We start from the raw sequence: 18,809 nt of genomic DNA on the forward strand, positions 1-18,809 counted from the left end.
ATAAAGCAATGCTACCTGATTGAGCCGTTATACCAAACGTTTTTGCCGTAGCGGCAAGGTCACAATGAAGGTACTGCCTACCCCCAACTGACTTATAATACGCACGGTGCCGCCGGCATTTTCGGTTATTTTCTTGACCATATACAGCCCTACACCCGAGCCCTCTACGTGGGAGTGTAAGCGCTGAAATAGCCCAAATAACCGTTTCTGCTGGCGTTCGTCCACGCCCAGGCCGTTGTCCTGCACAGTTAGTACCATAGTATCGTCGTGACGCTGGCAGTGGATGTGTACCTGCGGTGTGCGGTTGGGGTGGCGGTATTTGAGGGCGTTGCTAAGGAGGTTGTACACCACGCTTCGCTGGTTTTTCAAGGACAGCGGCAGCTCTGGTAAGGCTACCAGGTCTATTATTACTTGCGCGCCAGTGGTTTCCAGTAGCGGAGCTAAGTCGAGTTGCACGTCGGCAAGTACTGCGGCCAGGCTAACGGCTTCGGTGCTGGGTGCTTCCTCCTGTTGCAGGCGGGATATATCGGTGAGGTGCCCAATGGTTTGCTGAAAACGCAGCACCGACTCGCGCATCAATCCCAGAATGTGTGTTACTGATGCCTCCAGCGCCTGACCAGTCAAGTCACGCGTAAGGGCATCAAGCAGGCCTTCAATGTTGGCAATGGGCACCTTCAAATCGTGACTGGCCGTGTACACGAAAGTATCCAAGTCGGAATTGGTGCGCATGAGCTGCATGTTGGTTTCCCCTAACTCCTCGTTGCTGGCTTGCAACTCCTCATTGATAACGGCCAACTCCTCGTTCAGCCCCTGCACCTGGCCGCGCGCCAGCACTTGCTCAGTCACGTCGAGGCCGAAAACGGATACGCCCACAATGTGGTTTTGCTCGCGGTAAGCCTGGTAGGTGAAGTCGAAATAGTGGGTTACGGACGCGTCGTGCGCGGCTCCAGCCACCGGGACTTCCAGCTGCAACTGCATATTGCCAGTTGTATATACTTCATCGAGCAGTTGGATAAGGTCAGTAGCCAGCGGGTCTACCTGTACCAGCGTGCGCCCCCGGAGCTGCTGGCCCGGAAACAGCGCTTGGTAAGCCGGATTGAAGTAGTCGATGCGGTGGTCTGGTTCGCGCAAAAGGCAAATAACTGCCGGTGACTGCTCGAAAAGCTGAAATACGTTTTCCCGCTCTTCCTTCTGGCGGCGTACGGCGGCTAACACGGCGGCCTGTAAGGTTTCGGCTTGCTTACGGGCCAATACCCGCTCTGTAGTATCAACAATAAAAGCCAGAATGCCCTGTGTACGGCCCTGCCCGTCGGTAAGCGGCTGATACACAAAATCGATGTAGCGCTGCTCGGGCCGGATTCTACTTGGGTTATGAAGCAGCACAGGGCTATCTGTACCACTAAACAGTTCACCGGTGGCGTACACCTTATCAAGCAAATCAATGAAGCCTTGCTCCACCAGTTCGGGCAGCGTATCAGCAACCGTTTGGCCCAGGGCGGGGCGATTGGCCGTCAGTTCCTGATAGTTGGTGTTGAAAAACGAGTACCGATGCTGCGGCCCGCTAAGCGTGGCAACGGCGGCGGGCACTTGCCGCAAAATCTGGTGCAACAGCTGCTGCTGCTCCCGCAGGGCATTGTTGCTGGTTGCCAACTCCTCGTTTAATTGCTGCACCCGCAGCCGGGCCAGTACCTGCTCAGTTACCTCTTGGCCGCTGGCCAGCAAGCCCATAATAGTGCCGTGCGCATCGCGCAGGGGCTGAAACGCAAAGTTGACGAAAGCCTGGGTGGACTGGCCGGTGTGGGCGCGGTCTAGCAGCACGGGCGCCTCAACAATGGCAATGGGCTGGCCCGTGGTTAGCACATCCGTTAGAATCTGCTCAAAGCCCTGGCCGACAATGTCGGGCATGGCCTCAAAATACGGTTGGCCCAACACTGCACTTGGCTCGCGGCCCCAAATAGCTGCCACGGCTGGGTTGGCTAGTTCCACCCGCAAGTTGGCGCCGCGCAGAATGGTGATGGCTACCGGCGTCTGCTCGAATACTTGGTAGAGTTGTTCGCGCTCCTGCTCGGCTGCCAGTTGGGCTTGATGCAAGGCCTGCGTGCGCCGCAACACGCGACCCTCCAACTGCTCATTGAGCTGCCGAAGTTGCTGGTGAGCGTGTTCCAGTTCGGTATTGCTCGCCAGAATTTCTTTGTTGGCAGCTTGCAGCGCTTCATTGAGGAAAGTGGTTTGCCGCTCTTTCTCCTCGACCTGCTGTCGGCGGCGCACTTGTTCCGTTACATCCACTGCCACATCCATAACGCCCAGTATGCCGCCATTGGCATCATAGATGGGCTTATAGATGAAATTGTAATAGGTGGTTTGCAGTTGGCCGTCCCGGAGCATTTCGGCTGAGGCTTCGGTGCCTTGCACCGGCACCCCCGTGGCTAGTACCTGCCGCAGCATGTCATCAAAGCCTTGGCCCTGGAGCTCCGGTACAGCTTCTATGAGCGGGCGGTTTTCCACCTCAAGCCGCGAATAGCCCCAGATGGCACTCATTAGCTCGTTAGCAGCCGTAATAACCAACTCCGGGCCCTCGAAAAAACCAATGGCTACGGGGGCTTGGTTGATGAGGGTGCGCAGCTGCCGACGCTCTCGTTCAGCTTGCCGGGCCATATATTGCTCCCGGGTTCTAATGGCAGTTACGTCAGCTACGTAGTGAATGAGGCCGCACACGGCGCCGTTGGCATCAAGCACCGGCGAATTGAGGGGCTGCCAGTATCGTTCCACCGCTTCGGCGGGCATTGCCGGATCCGGCAGGCGGTAATACTGCACGGGCATTTCGTGGGGCTTGCCCGTGGCAATTACCTGCTCCAAGGAAGCTTGCAGCTTCACCAACGTTTCGGCTTCGGGGCTACCAGGAGCGTGAGGAAATACGGTGGGCAAGTACTTGTCTATTAGCTGCTCACGCGTGGTATGCGTAATGGCCAAATAGGCATCGGTAGCGGCTGCAATGTAAAGGCTAGTCGTCAGGAGTAAGTAGCAGCCTGGCAGCGCACCGAAAACTTCCGGGCGCATTCCTGCGCTGCTGAACAGCGAGGCGTCAGCCGTTGATTCGGGCGCTGAAGGAAGAGTCTCGAATGACATGCAAGGCAGTATTTTCAGCCAGTGCCAGATAGCAGGCCAGTGAGCAGCGGATACGTGAAAACACGGTGGCACAAGGCAAAACCACAGCCTAGTGCTTTGAAATTTTACACTATTTACGGAATAATTAGGGTTTTAATGCCGCGAGCTATAGTTGGGCTTGAATTTCTGCTGTGAGTGCTTCCCGTTGCTAGTTTTCGCACCCAAACAAGCCTCTTTAATTAGACCCGCGCCCGGCTAGCCAGAACTGTCATGCACAAGCCCACCAGCGCAATCAACGCAAACGACACTCGCAAGCTGCTGATACCAGCCACTAGCCCAATCAAAGGCGGCCCCAGCAGAAACCCCGCAAACCCCACCGTGGAAACGGCCGCCAGCGCCATCCCCGCCGACATCACCGAGGACCGGCCCGCCGCCCCGTACACCAGCGGCACCACCGACGATACGCCCACGCCCACCAGCATAAACCCCACGGTAGCGGGAGCCAGCGTAGGTAGCGCCACGGCCAGCAGCAGCCCCGCCGCCATAAACAAGCCGCTCAGCTGCAAAGTGCGCTGCCGCCCAAATCGGTCGGTGAACCAGTCGGCCACGAACCGGCCGGCGGCCATGGTGCTCATAAACGCCGTGAAGCCAACACCCACCCAGGCGGCTGGGGCCTGCACCACCTTGCGGAAGTACACCCCGCTCCAGTCGAACATGGTGCCTTCACCCAGCATCGAGCAAAAGGCCAGCGCCCCTAGCACCAGCAACGACTTATCGGGCAGCACGAAAATGGGCTGGCTGGCATCGTGGCCGGTATCCTGAGGTAGCAGGTAGGGGCGCATCAGCAGCACGCCCAGTACTACGGTGGCCGTAATAAAGCCGAAATGGGGGAGGAGGGCTATGTGGTTGGCCAGCATGAGCGTACCGATGGCCGCGCCCGTGAAGCCCGCCAAGCTCCAGATGCCGTGAAACGACGCCATAATCGACTTTCCGTACAGTGCCTCTACGCCCACGGCCTGGGTGTTCACGCTGATGTTGGCCATATTGGCGGCCAGCCCAAAAAACACCAGCACCCCCATCAGTTGCGGCGTGGTGGTGGCCAGCCCCAGCAGCGGCAGCACCATGGCGTAGAGCAGCAACCCCAGCACCACCAGCAGCTTGCTGCCATACCGGGCCACCAGCCACCCCGACAGCGGCAACGACAGCAACAGCCCCACCGGCACGGCCAGCAGCACGCCACCCAACTCGGTATCGGAGAGACTCAGGCGCTGCTGAACCGTGGGAATGCGCGCCGCCCAGGTGGAAAAGCACAAGCCTTGTAGAAAAAACGAAGCCCCCACCGCCACCCGGTGCACCAGGCGCGAGGGAGTGGCAGGAGTAGGTAGCGTGTTGGTAGTCATAGCGAAGGAGCAGGGAAAAGGCGTGGCATCTGGCCCGAGAATATCCGGTCTGCGGCGTAAGCAGCCACAAAAAAGCCCACAATGCCTCTAGCAGAAAGGCACGATGGGCAGGAGCAGCGGAAAGTGGGAACGGCGCGGCAGCCAACCAGTAACGGCGGCTTCAACAAAGATACCCGAAAAAAGCGCGGCCGGGCGGCGAGCCACTGCGTGGGTGACCTATCGCCCGGCTGCTGCTACCGCACCGGGCCGGCGTCCGCCGTTTTTTGCAGCCGGGTTTGCACGGCCGGGGGCAGGGCGCTCAGCAAATCAAGGCCGGTGGCGGCTTCCAGCGCGTCGATGCTGACGCGGTAACGGCTCCAGTCGGGGCTGACGGACTGGTCGTTGGGTGTGTCGATGGCAATGATGCGGGCCTGGCCGGCGGCAATGCGTTGGAGGTCGTTGGCACCTTCGGGCAGAATCACCAGTACTTTCCACACCCGCGCTGGTACCGTCACGCGGCCGTTGTCGATGGTGGTTTTTAGGCCGTTGAGGCCGATGCCGCCTTTGCCGTAACTGCCCATCACCACGTACACTTCCTGGCCACGCTGCACCTGGCCGCGGGTCCATTCCTCTAGGCCCGACCAAGTGCGCTGGTTGTTGTTGGCTGCCTGCGGAATCATGTTAGTCATCAGGAACGTAGCCGAGTTGTCGTCGAGGTCGGTGGTGCGGTCGGCGCTGGGGCAGTTGTGGCCTTTGTCGAAGCCGGAGCCGGAATAGCTATTGCGGCTCACGGCGTAGAAGCCACTGGGCAGGGCCGGGTCGGGGCGGAAATCATCCTGGCGGGGCGCCGAGCCCATCCAGGCGCGGTTTAGGTGCCAGCTCACCCAGGTGGGCGTGCCGCGCTGGGCGTTGTAGCCAATAGTGAACTGTGGCTTCACCAGCAGATAATTGTTGGGTGTGCTCAGGCTGGCTGTGGCCCCGCTGGGGTTGCCGAGGGCCATATTGTTGTCGCGGCTGACTACCACGGCCGTATTAGGGTCCTGGGGTATTGGAGGCTTGGGGGTTGGGTTTGGGGGAGGAGTAGTGCCGCCCGTGGTAGTAGCAACCGCGCCGCCGGTGGCTTCCAGCATCACATCATCGATGTTGAGGCGGCCGCTGCCGGTGTCCACCTTTCTGATTTCCAGGCGCAGCGGCCCAGTGGTACCACCCTGAAACGTGCTGACCGTCAGGCGCGGGCCCTGGGTGTGGACTGGCTGCCCGATGCGGCGGAAGCTGCGGCCGCCATCTGTACTACCCCATAGTTCCCAGGTGCTGGCCGCATCGGAGCCATACGCCGCGCTGCTGATACGGATGGCGCGTACCCCGTCGCGCGCATCGAAGTTCATGCGCAGGCGGCCTTTGGGGCGGAGGCGGGCGGCGTGCTGGCCGTTTTTGTGGTCCTGCTCGGAGGTGCCAATCAACGCTTCCTCGAAGCGCCAGGGGCCGGTGTCCAGCGTTTCATCGGCATTAGCATACGCCCCTTTGCTGCCCGCCTCAAAGGTTTCCAGCAAACTGCCCGCGGCTGTCTGCGCAACCGCCCTGCCCGACTCCACCGGTATGGCCGGCGGACCAGTTGGCAAGGGTGGCCGGCTGGTTTCAGGCGGATTATGAGAGCAGCCCAGCGTGGTGAGGCTAAAAAGCAGAACTGGAAGGAGGGAGGAGTAGCGGCGCATAGCAGAAGAAGACATCAACCGGCGAATATAAAGCCGCGCCGCAGACTAGTGCTGAAACCACTTCTTTTGCTTCTGCCCCAACCGTTTTGCTGCACAGCAGTTTCAGGAACGATGCCGAGACGCAGACCGAAGGTTGGCGAAGCTGGGTGTCGCGTCTCGGCGTCGTTCGTTTACAGCACAGTAATAGCCTTATGACTTTTCCGACTTTCTGCCTGAAAAAATACTCCCTGCTGCTTCTAGTGGCGCTTCTTACGCCTGCTGCCGCCCAAAGCCAGCCAGCAAGGGGGCCGGTGGTAAAGACCAGGCAAGGACAGATTCAGGGAGTTCAGGAAGGGAATCTGCACGTGTTTCGGGGTATTCCGTACGCGCAGCCGCCGGTAGGTAAGCTGCGTTTTCAGCCCCCGCAACCCGTTCGAAAGCACGCGGGCGTAGTGCCGGCCGTGGCATTTGGCAGCAAGGCCGTGCAGGGCGGCGGCCCAACCGGGGTGCAAGGCTCGGAAGACTGCCTGTATCTGAACGTGTGGTCGCCCATGGCGGCAGCCCGGCGGCCCCGGCCGGTGGTGGTGTGGGTGCATGGTGGGGCCTTCACCGGCGGCTCGGGCCAAGACAACGACACCTGGACCTTCGCCGCGCAGGATACCCTAGTAGCCGTTAGCATCAACTACCGCCTGGGTAGCCTGGGTTTCCTGCAAGTAGGCACTCAACTCGGGCGGAAGTACCAACAAGCCGGCAATGCAGGCCTGCTCGATGCAGTAGCCGCCCTGCGCTGGGTGCAGCAGAACATTGCCGCTTTCGGCGGCGACCCTGCGCGGGTGACGGTCATGGGCGAGTCGGCGGGGGCGAAGCTGGTGGGTGGGTTGCTGGCAACGCCGGCCGCGCAGGGTCTGTTTCAGCAGGTGATACTGGAAAGCGGAGCCGTGCAGGCCGTGCGCGACACGGCTACGGCCGCCGCCGTAACGCGTCAGCTGCTACACACGCTACACTTACCCAACGCCCGCGCCCTGCTCACACTGCCCGCCGATAGCCTCGTGCGAGCCCAGGCGCAGTTTGCCAGCGGGGCTGGGGGCTTGCAGGTGTTCGGGCCGGTGCAGGATGGGCGCACCATTGCAGTGCCGCCACTCGACTACTTGCGCCAGCGGCAACTACCGTTACGGGTGCTGCTTGGCACCAATCTGGAAGAAGCTCGGCTGTTTAGTGGCCCTGGCTCGGTGCTCAATCAGCCCAGCGAAGCGGCCTTGCAAGCGGTGTTTGGCGCGAAAAACAGCCCCCACGTGTGGCAGGCCTATCAGCAGCGCCGCCAGCAGCAGCCCGACCTGGATGCCTGGAACAGCGTGCTCACCGACTACCTCTACCGGCTGGCCACCTACCGCCTCGCCAATCAGCTGGCCGCCCAGGGGACACCCACCTGGCTCTACCGCTTCGATTACGCCGATGCCACCACCCAGCCCTGGCACGCGCAGGAGCTGAACTTTGTGTGGAACGCCCCGGCTGGTAGCTCGGCGGCGGCCAGCACCACGCGTACCGTGCCGCTGGCTTCCAAAGCCTCAAACCCCACGCTGGCGGTCACCATGCACGCCTACTGGGCGAAGTTCATCAAGACCGGTACGCCAGGCCCAGCGTGGCCGGCTTACACCCCGGAGCTACGCCAAGTGATGCTGTTCAAGGCCAGCAGCCAGCCCGAGCCTGTTCTTACGCCCTACGAAGACGCCGCATTTCCGGTGCAGGGGTATAAGCGCTAGGACATTGCTTGGCAGGGCGTTGCTGCCCAAAGTGGTAGCTTTTTAGGGAGGACGCTGGAGAGCAACAAACAACGCCCGGCAAAATCTGGGTGGGGCCGGCAGTTTCGGAAACGGTCTTTTTTCTAGGCCTTGATGGTCTGGTAATAAGCGCACACCTCTCTGCTTTCAGCTAGTTCATCAAACCGGGCAACACATAACGAGCCGTGGCACCGTACTTCGTGAGATGGAGCGCATCATTCGTCTTCTGCTTATTGGGTGGTTGCTACTGCTAGGGGGTGTGTTACTGGCCTATCACTACGGCTATTCGCTGCTAGCGTACCGCCTGCTGTGGGCGGTGGCCATCGGTAGCCCTGCCGTGGTACTGGCACTGCTTGTGCGCGTAGGGCTGGGGCTGCGCGATGCGTGGCACCGGGTACGGGTGTTGCGCCGGGCACGGCGCTGGCGGCGTCGGCAGCAGCCGAACGACCAATGGATGAATAGCTGATACAGTGCTGAAAAGCCACGGATAGCCCCCGCATCCAACCGCATACGCGACGGACGAAAACGAAAACGAAAACGTTGTTCGGTGCGAGTGGTGTAGCGCACGGCGTGGCCCTAGGTTGCAGCACGAAGTAGCGTGAAGCTTCTGCTTCGCGCTACCTTGCCAGCCAATCCTCGTACTGCCTTACATGCTTCAACCCGTACTCCCGAAATTCCTGCTGGCTGCTTTGGCCTTCAGTGGCCTTGTTTACCTAAGCGGCTGCAACAGCGGCCCCGAAACCACCAATACCACCGTGGATGCCGACACCGCCGATGCCAGCTTCGAGCGGTACAAGGCCCGCTTCATCGACTCCTTGTGGTACTATAACCCTGAGTGGGCCAGCAGCCAAGGCTACCACCGCTATGATTCGCTGCTGGCAATACCCACCGCCGCCCGCCGCCTCGGCGACACCAAGGCCCTGAAACGGCGCAGCAAGGAGCTAGCCACCTTCAAGCCCACCGACCTGTCCAAGAGCAATCAAACCGACTGGCAGCTGATGCACAACTACTTGCAGGCCGGGCGCTGGCAGCTGGATACCTTGCGGGAGTGGGAGTGGAACCCGGCCAGCTATAACCTGGGCAGTTCGGTAGCCGAGATTCTAAATGGCCGCTACTGGCCTTTGGATAGGCGGCTGCGAGCCATCAGCTTCAAAATTTCCCGCGCTTCCGAGTATTATGCCGCCGCTGAGGAAAGCGTCAAGCGCCCCACCAAGGAGCACACCGAGCTGGCCATTCAGCAAAACCAGGGCGGCCTGGCCGTGTTCGGCAAGAGCTTGCGCGACTCCATTGCCAAGTCGGGGCTAACGGCGCGGGAAAAAGAGGACTTCCAAAACCGTATCAACAATACTCGCCTCAGCATCGAAGACTACCTGCGCTTCCTGCAAGGCGAAGTGCTGCCGGCCGGCAACTTCCGCAGCTTCCGCCTGGGCAAAGCCCTCTTCGACCAGAAATTCAACTACGAAATCCAATCCAGCTACACCGCCGACCAGGTGTATGCCGCCGCCCAGGCGCGCCGGGCCGAGCTGCTGCGCGACATGAAAAAACGCGCCTCACGGCTCTATCCTAAGTACTTTGCTGGCCAGCCGCTGCCTTCCGATTCGCTGGCCGCAGTGAAGCAGGTTATCAGCAAACTATCGGAAAAGCACGCTACACCCGCCGGTTTTGTAGCCGCGGTGAAAACCCAGATTCCGGCGCTGGTAAAGTTCGTTGATGAAAAGAAATTGCTCACTCAGGACCCCAGCAAACCCCTCGTGGTGCGCGAAACGCCGCTGTATATGCGCGGCAGCGGCGCGGGCGCCAGCATTTCGGCCCCCGGCCCCTACGACAAGGCTGCCAATACCTACTACAACGTGGAGCCGCTCACCGCCCAGCCCGCCGCCCAGGCGGTCAGCTACCTGCGTGAGTACAACGACTACACGCTGCAAATCCTCAACATTCATGAGGCCATTCCGGGGCATTACACGCAGCTGGTGTACGCCAACCGTAGCCCCTCGCTTATCAAGGCCATCTTCGGCAACGGGGCCATGATTGAGGGCTGGGCCGTGTACGCCGAGCGTATGATGCTGGAAAATGGCTATGATGGGGGCTCCGACGAAATCTGGCTGATGTGGGACAAGTGGAACATGCGCGTAACCCTGAACGCCATCCTCGACCACGAAGTGCACGTCAACAACATCAGTGAAGCCGCGGCCAGAACGTTGCTGTTGCAGGATGGTTTTCAGGAAGACGCCGAGGCCCGCAACAAGTGGCGTCGCGCCACCCTCAGCCAGGTGCAGCTCAGTAGCTACTTCAGCGGCTACTCCGACATCTACGCCCTGCGTGAAGAACTAAAGAAAGCCCAGGGCAAAGAGTTCGACCTCAAGGCCTTTCATGAGCAGTTCCTGAGCTACGGCAGCGCCCCGGTGCGCGCCATCCGGACGCTGATGCTGAAGAAATAGCTTGCTAAGCTCATATCAGCTGAAAAAACAGAGGGAGCTGGGAATTTCCCGGATGCCGTTGTTGTCTAAGCCCGCAACATTCTTCGCCCTATTGCCCGTTTATGAAAGAAACTGACCGTCAGCGCGTACACGACACCAACGATGAAGGGTTGCGCCGGCTCACACACGAGCACCTGAAGGTGTTTGCTAAGTTCACTTCAGCTAGCTGCCCCACTTGCGAGCTGCTAGCGCCGCCTTTCGCCCGCCATGCCGACGACGAGGAGTTTAGCCACATCCTGTTTCTGCGGCTGAATGCCGACGAGAATCCGGTAGCCAAAAAAATTATGCAGGAGAAAGTAGCCCCGTTCTTTGTGTCGTATTGCCAGGGCCAGCTGCTGGAGTGCGACATGCTCACGACCGAGCAAGAAGTGTTGGCCATGCTACAACGGCTGCGCGAATTTCAGCCGCAAACAACCTGATAAGCGCATCGGCTGCACAAAGACGTGTAAGCCAGGCTGTGGGTAGCAAGCCGCTGCTGAGGTGGGTGCTGCTTCAGTGAAATGCAGTGGTTAGCTGCTCAATACCAGCCGAATTGTTGAATAAGAAAAGCCCGTTGTCGGTGGTTATTTGTCCGACAACGGGCTTTTCGTTTTAATCTTGCGCTCTGAACTGGCTTCTGGCCCTTACGCTGCATCTGTGTTTTTTCTGCTTTCCAAGCTCCTCGACGTAGCCTTGCAGCCAGCTCTCTGGCTGGTACTGCTGCTAACAGCCGCCCTGCTTGCTCGGCGCCCGGCGCGGCGGCGGCACCTGCTGCAAGCCACCCTGCTGCTGGTGCTGTTGGGCACCAACGGGGCCCTCAGCAATGAGGCGCTGCTGGCCTGGGAACTGCCGCCCGTACCATTGCGCCAACTGCCGCCCCGCGCTGATGTAGCCGTGCTGCTCACTGGCATCACCAGCGTCAGTAAGTCGCCGCACGACCGGGTGTACCTGCACGAAGGCGCCGACCGGCTCACGAATGCGCTGTGGCTGTGGCGGGCCGGGCGGGTGCGCTACATTCTGGTTTCGGGCGGTTCAGGCGCTATGCTGAAAAAGGCCCACACCGAAGCCGCTGACCTCGTCACGCTGCTGCACCTGGCCGGCGTCCCCGATTCGGTGATAATCAAAGAGGACCGCAGCCGCAACACCCGCGAAAACGCTCTGTTCACCCAGCAGATTCTAGCCAAACGCCCCGAGCTGGACACGTTGCTGCTGGTTACCTCGGCCTTTCACCAGCGCCGCGCCTTGGGCTGTTTTGCCAAAGTAGGCCTGCACCCGCGGTCCTTCCCCGCCGGCTTCCTCACCACCGACCGCGCCGCTACCCCCGACTACTGGCTTATCCCCAGCGTTGATTCCTTGAACCGCTGGAGCCAGCTCCTGCACGAAATAGCCGGCTACCTTATGTACAAGGCACTAAGGTATTTGTGAGATGGTGAGTTTGACGGGCTGCTTGCGCTAACGACGCAGTACACGCGGCTAAAACGTCAAACTCACCATTTTATCACTCATTCTACCTTTTTCTTTGCAGCTGGCTTTTCCTCTTTAGCTATCCAGATGGATTTCTGATTCACAAACTCCCGAATGCCCAGGTAGGACAGCTCGCGCCCGTAGCCCGATTTCTTCACGCCCCCAAACGGCATCTCCGGCGCCGACTTCACCATGCTGTTTACGAACACCGCCCCGGCCTCCACGCGGCGGGCTAGCTCCTCGCCGCGCCGCACGTTGCGGGTCCAGATGGAGCCGCCCAGCCCGAAGCGCGAGTCGTTGGCGAGCTGCACGGCGTGGTCGGCGTCTTTGGCTTCAAAAACTAAGGCTACGGGCCCGAATAGCTCTTCGTGGTAAGCGCGTTGCTTGGGCTTGATGTTGCTCAGAATCATGGGCCGAAACAGGGCGATGCCGGGCGCGCTTTGGCCGCCGTGCAGCTCCACTTTGGCGCCCTGCGCCACCGAATCGTTTACCTGCCGGGTTAGCTCATCAGCTAGGTCGGGGCGGGCGAGGGGGCCGTACTGAGTGTCTTCGTTGAGCGGGTCGCCGGTGCGGAAGGCCAGCAGGTGGGTTTTCAGCTTGGCAATAAATTCCTTGAGCACTGGCTTCTCCACAATGAAGCGCTTGGCGGCAATGCAGCTCTGCCCGGCGTTAATCATGCGGGCCTGCGCGGCGGTTTTAGCAGCCACCTCCAGGTTAGCATCAGCCAGCACGATAAACGCATCGGAGCCGCCTAGCTCCAGTACAGTTTTCTTGATTTGGCGGCCGGCGGTGGCCGCTACCGCGCTACCCGCACCTTCCGAGCCGGTGAGGGTCACGGCCCGCACCCGGTCGTCTTCCAATATTTTATCAATCAACTCGTTTTCAATGAGCAGCGTCCGGAAAGTAGCAGCAGGAAAGCCGGCATCATGAAAAACCTGTTCCAGTGCCAAGGCGCATTGTGGTACGTTAGAGGCGTGCTTGAGCAGGCCGACGTTGCCGGCCATCAGAGCTGGAGCGGCAAAGCGGACCACCTGCCACAGTGGAAAATTCCAGGGCATGATAGCCAGCACAATCCCAATGGGCTCGTGGCTGATGAAGCTGCGCTGTGCCTCGGTGTTAATCAGGTCGTCGGCCAGAAATTCTTCGGCGTGGTCGGCGTAGTAGTCGCAGCATAAGGCGCATTTCAAAACTTCGGCGCGGCCGTCTGCTACAGGCTTCCCCATTTCCAGCGCCATAAGGCGGGCCAGCTCGTCTTGCCGCTCGCGCAGTAGATTGGCGGCGCGGTGCATCAGGCGGGTTCGGTGGGCGAAGGAAGTGGTGCGCCACTCAGCGGCCGCGCGCTGGGCCTGGCCGATAATTCGCTCAGTCTGCGCCCAACTGAATGCGCGGAACCGCCGCTCAGTACGGCCAGTGTAAGGATTTATGGAAGCAATGGGCATAGGACGGTGGTTGGATGAGGAAAAGACTAGATAAGCATACGGCGTTGCGTATTGGTCGTTAGCCGCAAGCAGTTTCTTTCACCCAGTCGTGCTATCATCTGCTCAGGCACTTACTCATTGAAACATAGCACCAAACCTAGCCGTAGCAGGCAGGTTATGTAAATTACAGCTGATTATACCCTTCAGCTTTCAAAACAAATGCGTTAGAAGTGTACTTTCGTCCGGCAGCGGGCCGCGTTTAACTGCTCGTTGCCTTATATTCCTGCTACTCGTGAATGTAATCCCCCCAGAAGCAATACCATCCCTATCCGACGAGGATTTGCTGGTGCAACGCCTGCGCGACCGGGATGAATCGGCCATGACACTGTTCTATGACCGATACTCGGCTGCGCTATACGGCGTTATCATGCGCATTGTCAAGAAGGAAGAGGAGGCCGAAGACGTGCTCCAAGAGAGTATGGTCAAAATATGGAACTCTTTCGGCTCGTACGACGCTGGAAAGGGACGCCTCTTTACGTGGGTAATGAATGTTTCCCGGAATTTAGCAATTGATAAAATCCGGTCTCGACAATACCGCGTAGGTAGTCGTACCCAACCGCTTGAGGACAGCGCCGCAGTACGTGAAGCCGCATCGCCCACGTTCCGGCCCGAGCACATCGGTTTGCAGGAAATGACCAAACAACTCAACCCCGACCAGCAGCAGGTCGTCGATATGCTGTACTTCGGAGGCTACACCCAGAGTGAAGTCGCCGAGGAGTTGGATCTGCCCCTCGGTACGGTAAAAACCCGCGCCCGAGCTGCTATTAAGGTACTTTCTAAACTGATTCGATAGCCGTGGACACTCAGCAATACATCGAATCAGGCGTTTTGGAAGAATATGCATTGGGCATATTGCCGGAAGCAGAGCGCGCCGAAGTGGAGCGCCTGGCCGGTATCCATCCCGAGATTCGTCACGAACTAGACGCCATTGTCATGGGCCTTGACGCCTATGCCGAGGCGCACTCACTAACGCCGCCCCCCGCCATGCGCGACCGGGTTTTGGCTGGTTGGCAGCAAGCTGTTCGGGGGCAAGCTTCCGAGGAAAATACAATTTCATTGCCGCCTATGTCGGTTGCTCCGGAGCCAGTAGCCGCGCAACCTACTGCTACATTTACGCCGCCGGTTGCGTCTGCCGCCTCCGAACCAGTAGTGCGCCCCATTAGCAGTGCGCCCGAACCAATGCAGCAAGCCCCGGCCCGCGGATACGGCTGGCTGATGGCTGCTTCGGTGGCTTTGCTGCTGAGCCTGGGGGCCAACTACCTGCTTTATAATCGGTGGCAGCACACGCAGTCGGAACTGTTCGCGGTGCAACAGGAGCAGGCACAGTTTGCTACTACGCAACAGGCCTCGCAGAAGCTGCTTGCTACGCAGCAAGGCGAACTGGCAGTACTCCGCGACGAGCAATTCCGCCACGTGACCCTGGCTGGCACGCCTGCCGCGCCATCGGCAAAGGCCCGTGTGCTCTATAACCCCGCCACCCGCGCCGTGTACGTAGATGTGCGCAGCCTGCCTGTGCCACCCGCTGGCAAACAGTACCAGCTCTGGGCCCTTGACAACGGCAAGCCGGTTGATGCTGGGGTGCTGGCCGCTTCTACGGCCGCTGGGGAAGGTCTTCAGCAGATGAAGGATATTGCCAGCGCCCAGGCTTTTGCTATGACGGTGGAAAACGTCGGGGGTAGCCCTACGCCCACACTCTCCACCATGACAGTAGTAGGCAACATTTAACTTGTATACAGTGAAAAGCGAGGGATAAGGAAGGCAGCTTTCTTATCCCTCGCTTTTCTTTTCAGCGGTGCCTAGCACATCAGGAAGTGAAATACATACCCCCAATGGCGTGGTACCGACGCACGAAAATGGCCTTGCTGGCTTTGCTAACGCTACCTGCTTGCGGCCAGAACAAGCCGTCTACCAGTCCCACCAACTACGACCGGCTGCTCCGAACGCTTTACCGCAATACTGTACCAGTAGTACAGCCCACTCAACTGGCCGCCACGCTCACTCAGAAACCTGGTACGGTCGTTCTGCTCGATACTCGCACCCCAGCCGAATACCGCGTTAGTCACCTGCAAGGGGCGCAGTTTGTGGATTTCGATTCATACGAGAAAAACACTTTTGCTGACCTTTCTCACGACCGGCCCGTGGTGGTATACTGCTCTGTGGGCTACCGCAGTGAACGAGTGGGAGAACGGCTGAAGGCGCTGGGCTTCAAGGATGTACGCAACCTCTACGGTGGTATTTTTCAATGGGTGAACGAAAGCCGCCCCATATACAATGCCGCCGGCCTCACCACCGATATTCACCCGTATTCGGCGCTGTGGAGTAGCTGGCTCGATAAGGGCCGAAAGGTATACGAGTGAACAGCCGTTGGTATCATACTAGTAAAGCAACCCGTTGTCATATGTCAGCACCCAGCACCGCCCACCTGCTCATCTTTGCCCGGCACCCCGAACTGGGACGCGTGAAAACCCGGCTGGCAGCAGGCATAGGGGCGGAGGTAGCCCTGGCCGTGTATGAGGAGCTGCTTCAACATACTTACGACGTTACGGCCGGCGTAGCCGCTCACAAAACGGTGTGGCTGGCCGAGGCACCTACCACGGCTGGTCGGTTGCCGGCGGTGTGGAGTAGCTACGAGCAACGGCTACAGTTCCCAGGCGACCTAGGCCTGAAAATGCAGGCCGCTTTTTCTTACGCTTTTTCGCGCGGCGCCACAGCGGCTGTTATCATTGGCACCGACTGCCCAGGCCTGACGGCGCCGACGCTACAGCAGGCTTATGCTGCGCTGGCTACCCATGAAATGGTTATTGGCCCGGCTGAGGATGGGGGGTACTACTTACTGGGAATGAATGAGTTGTATCAGGATTTGTTTGCCAATAAAAGCTGGAGTACCGACTCGGTGCTGGCGCATACGCTGGCCGACGCCGCCCGGCTGGGCTTGCGAGTGGCGCAACTGCCCACCCTGCGCGACGTAGATGATGCCGCCGACCTGGCAGCCTGGCGTGCCACCTCAAATAATGGGTGCTCCTGAAGCAGGTCTGCCGGGTTTCAGCGTACTTTGGCGCTGTACTCCAACTTTGCATTATGCGTTATTCTGTTCGGCGTTGGCCGCTGGGTTTGGGTTTGGCACTAAGCCTGGGCGCTGGCAGTTGCTCGTCGCCGGAGTCTGCTCCGGTAGCTGGGAAGCCCGTTGCAGCCCCAGTGCATGGAGAGGAACTGCCTAACGCTTTGCGCAGCCTGACTCCGGAGTTCAACGCTCAGTGGGCCATGGATACGCTTTGGGAAGATGGCCTAGCGGAAGTGGCTGTGTACAATGCCGAGCGGGTTGTTTATGATGAGGTGCGGCAGTTCGAGTACGTACAGCTGACGGTGAAAGAGGAGTTCAACCAGCAGTACAAGGTGAAAACCGATGACTACCAGCGGCCCGACCTGTTTCCGGTGATGAAAGTCAACCAATTCTGCCAGATTCCCACTGACCAGTACCCGTATCATTTCCTGACCTCACTGTTCTTCCGGCGCGAAAATCCGGTGGGGCTTTACAAACTCACCAATTCGTCGCAGGAGTGGTGCGGCAACACTTTCAAGGCTTTTCAAGACGATGGCTTGCAGTACATGCAGACCTACAACTCGTACTGGGATGGGCAGGGCGCGGGGCGCCGCCGCTTGCGCCGCGACGTGCTATTTGAAGACGCTCTGCCGTACACGCTTCGCAGTTTGCGCTTCGATGCGCTGCCCACGTTTAAAGCGACTATATGTGAGCTACAGCAAACCAGCAAGGCTAGTCCGCCAGTGTTCTACAACGCGGAAATTCAGGTGCGGCAGGCCCCGGCCACCGATACGCCGGAACCCGCTTGGTTGGTGCGCGTGCAGCTTAACCCGGAAAAGGTCAGCACCTACTGGTTTGCCCGCAAATACCCTAATATGTTGTTGCGGCAGGAGGCTTGGGACGGGCGCAAGCTAGCGCTGAAGAAAGTAAGCCGCTATGCCTACTGGACTCATCCGGCGCCGGACAGCACGCAGGCTAATTAGGCTTTTGGAGGACTACTTTTTCGTTGTTTGCTGTTCTTCAACAAGAATGAGCGGCTTGCTTCGGCGGGTTACGTCCCACGTCAGCACGGCCAGTACCACCGCGTACTCTAGCGCCAGCAGCGCTAGGTTTTCCGTGTAGGTGCTGGTTTGATAAGCCGCGTACGATAAGACAACCATGCCCGACCACACCAGCGCGAAACGGTAGGTACTGAACACGCTCAAAGCTACCAGCGGGACCAAGTACCACGGATGAATCACCGTGGCGTTGAAGTAATACACGGCCAGGATAAGCAGCAACGTGTGCGGGAGCCGCGCCCAGGTAAGAGGTTTTTCCCGCCACGCCAGCCCCAGCGCAAAACTAGTGGTGAGCAGCGCCAGCGCTGGCCCGATGCGGGCAATTTCATTGTAGGTGGTAATTCGGTAGCCGATGGCCCGAAGCACGTAGTACACGCTGGCGTTGAACTCGAACTTGCTGAAGTAGAGCGTGAGGCTGCGGCTGATATTGCGCAGTAAATCAAGGGAAATGAACGGCAGGAAAATAAGTAGCAGCGTGAGGGCCGTTAGCCCACCGTAAAGAATGGCACGCTGCCAGCCCAGCCGCCGAACCAGTAGCGGCAGCATGAGCAGCGGCAGCAGCTTGGTGCCCACTGCTAGACCCAGCACACCCGCCGACAGCTGCCAGCGGCCCCGCACCAGCAGCCCAAGCGCCAGCAGCGTCAGGCAAATCATCAGGCCCTCGAAATGTAGATTGCCGGTCAGCTCTACAATTACCAGTGGGTTGAGCAGGTACCACAGCGCCCGGTGCGCAGGCAGCCGGAACGCGCGTAACAGCTGTACCAGCACCACCGCCATTGCTGCCTCGGCCAGTAGCAGCACCAGCCGCATCAGCAGCACAGCTGCCCGCTCATGAGCCGGAAAAAGCCCCGAAGCCGTGCCGTACACCAGCTGGCATATTGGCGGATACACCGAATAATAATGCGGCGAATTCAGCCGGGAGTATAGGCTGGCCAGGGTGGCTTGCACGGCAACCGGACTGCCGGTGAAAAGGCTATCGGCGAGTGGGGCAAGGTGCTGGCTTGCTGTACCTTCAGGTACCAGCTCGTCGGGGCGGTATTGGTAGGGGTTGACGCCCTGCGCCACCAGCAGCCCGTCCCAACGGAAGCGGTGGTAGTCGTCAGACAAGGCGGGCCGGGCCGGTAGCCATAGCAAACGGAGCAGTAGAGCCGCCACTAGTCCGGCGCGTAAAGATAAACCCGTTTTCAACAGGACGACATACAAGCCAAACGCCACTGCCACCCACCCCAGCAGCTGCCCGAACTGGGTGCGGGGCGTTGCATAGGCTAGTGCTGCGTAGGCCAACGCCGAGAGCAGCAGGGCCAACATATGCAGCAGGCGGAGGTGGGACGTAGGCAAGAAATAAAGCAAATTAAGGCGG

General features: G+C 59.5%; 15 protein-coding genes. 10 read left to right on the plus strand and 5 right to left on the minus strand.

Features of this window, described 5'->3' with window-relative positions; all coding sequences use genetic code 11:
• Positions 1-27 precede the first annotated feature (27 nt).
• The 3 genes from G536_RS30440 to G536_RS32720 form a co-directional block, all read right to left on the minus strand.
• Positions 28-3,126: a PAS domain-containing sensor histidine kinase gene (locus tag G536_RS30440; protein WP_084708515.1), complete on the minus strand. Its 3,099-nt coding sequence runs from the start codon at positions 3,124-3,126 to the stop codon at positions 28-30.
• A 218-nt stretch (positions 3,127-3,344) separates the two neighbouring features.
• On the minus strand, positions 3,345-4,505 hold the full coding sequence (locus G536_RS0106965) for an MFS transporter (protein ID WP_022822863.1): 1,161 nt from the start codon (positions 4,503-4,505) through the stop codon (positions 3,345-3,347).
• A 233-nt stretch (positions 4,506-4,738) separates the two neighbouring features.
• Positions 4,739-6,211, minus strand: coding sequence for a DNA/RNA non-specific endonuclease (locus G536_RS32720; protein WP_084708516.1), 1,473 nt, complete (start codon positions 6,209-6,211; stop codon positions 4,739-4,741).
• Between the two features lie 176 nt (positions 6,212-6,387).
• Here G536_RS32720 and G536_RS26675 point away from each other — a divergent pair, with 176 nt between their 5' ends.
• The 5 genes from G536_RS26675 (at position 6,388) to G536_RS0107000 (ending at position 11,834) form a co-directional block, all read left to right on the plus strand.
• Positions 6,388-7,935, plus strand: a complete 1,548-nt coding sequence (locus G536_RS26675; RefSeq protein ID WP_022822866.1) for a carboxylesterase/lipase family protein — start codon at positions 6,388-6,390, stop codon at positions 7,933-7,935.
• Between the two features lie 223 nt (positions 7,936-8,158).
• Positions 8,159-8,419 carry a hypothetical protein gene (locus G536_RS0106985; protein ID WP_022822867.1) on the plus strand — a complete coding sequence of 87 codons (261 nt, stop codon included), beginning with the start codon at positions 8,159-8,161 and terminating at the stop codon, positions 8,417-8,419.
• 184 nt (positions 8,420-8,603) lie between these two features.
• Entirely contained in the window at positions 8,604-10,391 is a 1,788-nt protein-coding gene (locus G536_RS0106990; protein WP_022822868.1) for a DUF885 domain-containing protein, read from the plus strand.
• A gap of 101 nt (positions 10,392-10,492) precedes the next feature.
• Complete coding sequence (locus G536_RS0106995; protein ID WP_022822869.1) at positions 10,493-10,849, plus strand: thioredoxin family protein; 357 nt, start codon at positions 10,493-10,495, stop codon at positions 10,847-10,849.
• Between the two features lie 178 nt (positions 10,850-11,027).
• Positions 11,028-11,834: a YdcF family protein gene (locus tag G536_RS0107000; RefSeq protein ID WP_169515054.1), complete on the plus strand. Its 807-nt coding sequence runs from the start codon at positions 11,028-11,030 to the stop codon at positions 11,832-11,834.
• A 77-nt stretch (positions 11,835-11,911) separates the two neighbouring features.
• Here the strand turns inward: G536_RS0107000 and G536_RS26680 are convergent, their stop codons facing one another.
• A complete protein-coding gene (locus tag G536_RS26680) occupies positions 11,912-13,312 on the minus strand; it encodes an NAD-dependent succinate-semialdehyde dehydrogenase (RefSeq protein ID WP_022822871.1) in 1,401 nt (466 codons plus the stop codon).
• Positions 13,313-13,583: 271 nt separating this feature from the next.
• Here G536_RS26680 and G536_RS0107010 point away from each other — a divergent pair, with 271 nt between their 5' ends.
• The 5 genes from G536_RS0107010 to G536_RS26695 all read left to right on the plus strand — a co-directional run bounded on the left by G536_RS0107010 (position 13,584) and on the right by G536_RS26695 (position 17,374).
• Complete coding sequence (locus G536_RS0107010; RefSeq protein WP_022822872.1) at positions 13,584-14,144, plus strand: RNA polymerase sigma factor; 561 nt, start codon at positions 13,584-13,586, stop codon at positions 14,142-14,144.
• 2 nt (positions 14,145-14,146) lie between these two features.
• Positions 14,147-15,076, plus strand: a complete 930-nt coding sequence (locus G536_RS30445) for an anti-sigma factor (protein ID WP_022822873.1) — start codon at positions 14,147-14,149, stop codon at positions 15,074-15,076.
• Between the two features lie 86 nt (positions 15,077-15,162).
• The gene (locus tag G536_RS0107020) at positions 15,163-15,708 is read left to right on the plus strand and encodes a rhodanese-like domain-containing protein (protein WP_245575769.1); all 546 of its coding nucleotides are present in this window, start codon (positions 15,163-15,165) and stop codon (positions 15,706-15,708) included.
• A gap of 41 nt (positions 15,709-15,749) precedes the next feature.
• Entirely contained in the window at positions 15,750-16,376 is a 627-nt protein-coding gene (locus G536_RS26690) for a TIGR04282 family arsenosugar biosynthesis glycosyltransferase (protein WP_022822875.1), read from the plus strand.
• A 53-nt stretch (positions 16,377-16,429) separates the two neighbouring features.
• Positions 16,430-17,374, plus strand: coding sequence for a hypothetical protein (locus G536_RS26695; protein ID WP_051166881.1), 945 nt, complete (start codon positions 16,430-16,432; stop codon positions 17,372-17,374).
• A gap of 12 nt (positions 17,375-17,386) precedes the next feature.
• On the opposite strand, the gene G536_RS0107035 is transcribed toward G536_RS26695, so the two are convergent.
• Positions 17,387-18,787 carry an MptA/MptB family glycosyltransferase gene (locus G536_RS0107035; RefSeq protein WP_026879926.1) on the minus strand — a complete coding sequence of 467 codons (1,401 nt, stop codon included), beginning with the start codon at positions 18,785-18,787 and terminating at the stop codon, positions 17,387-17,389.
• Positions 18,788-18,809 lie beyond the last annotated feature (22 nt).

It is taken from the genome of Hymenobacter norwichensis DSM 15439 (genome assembly GCF_000420705.1).
In the GTDB taxonomy this organism is placed as follows: Bacteria; Bacteroidota; Bacteroidia; order Cytophagales; family Hymenobacteraceae; genus Hymenobacter; species Hymenobacter norwichensis.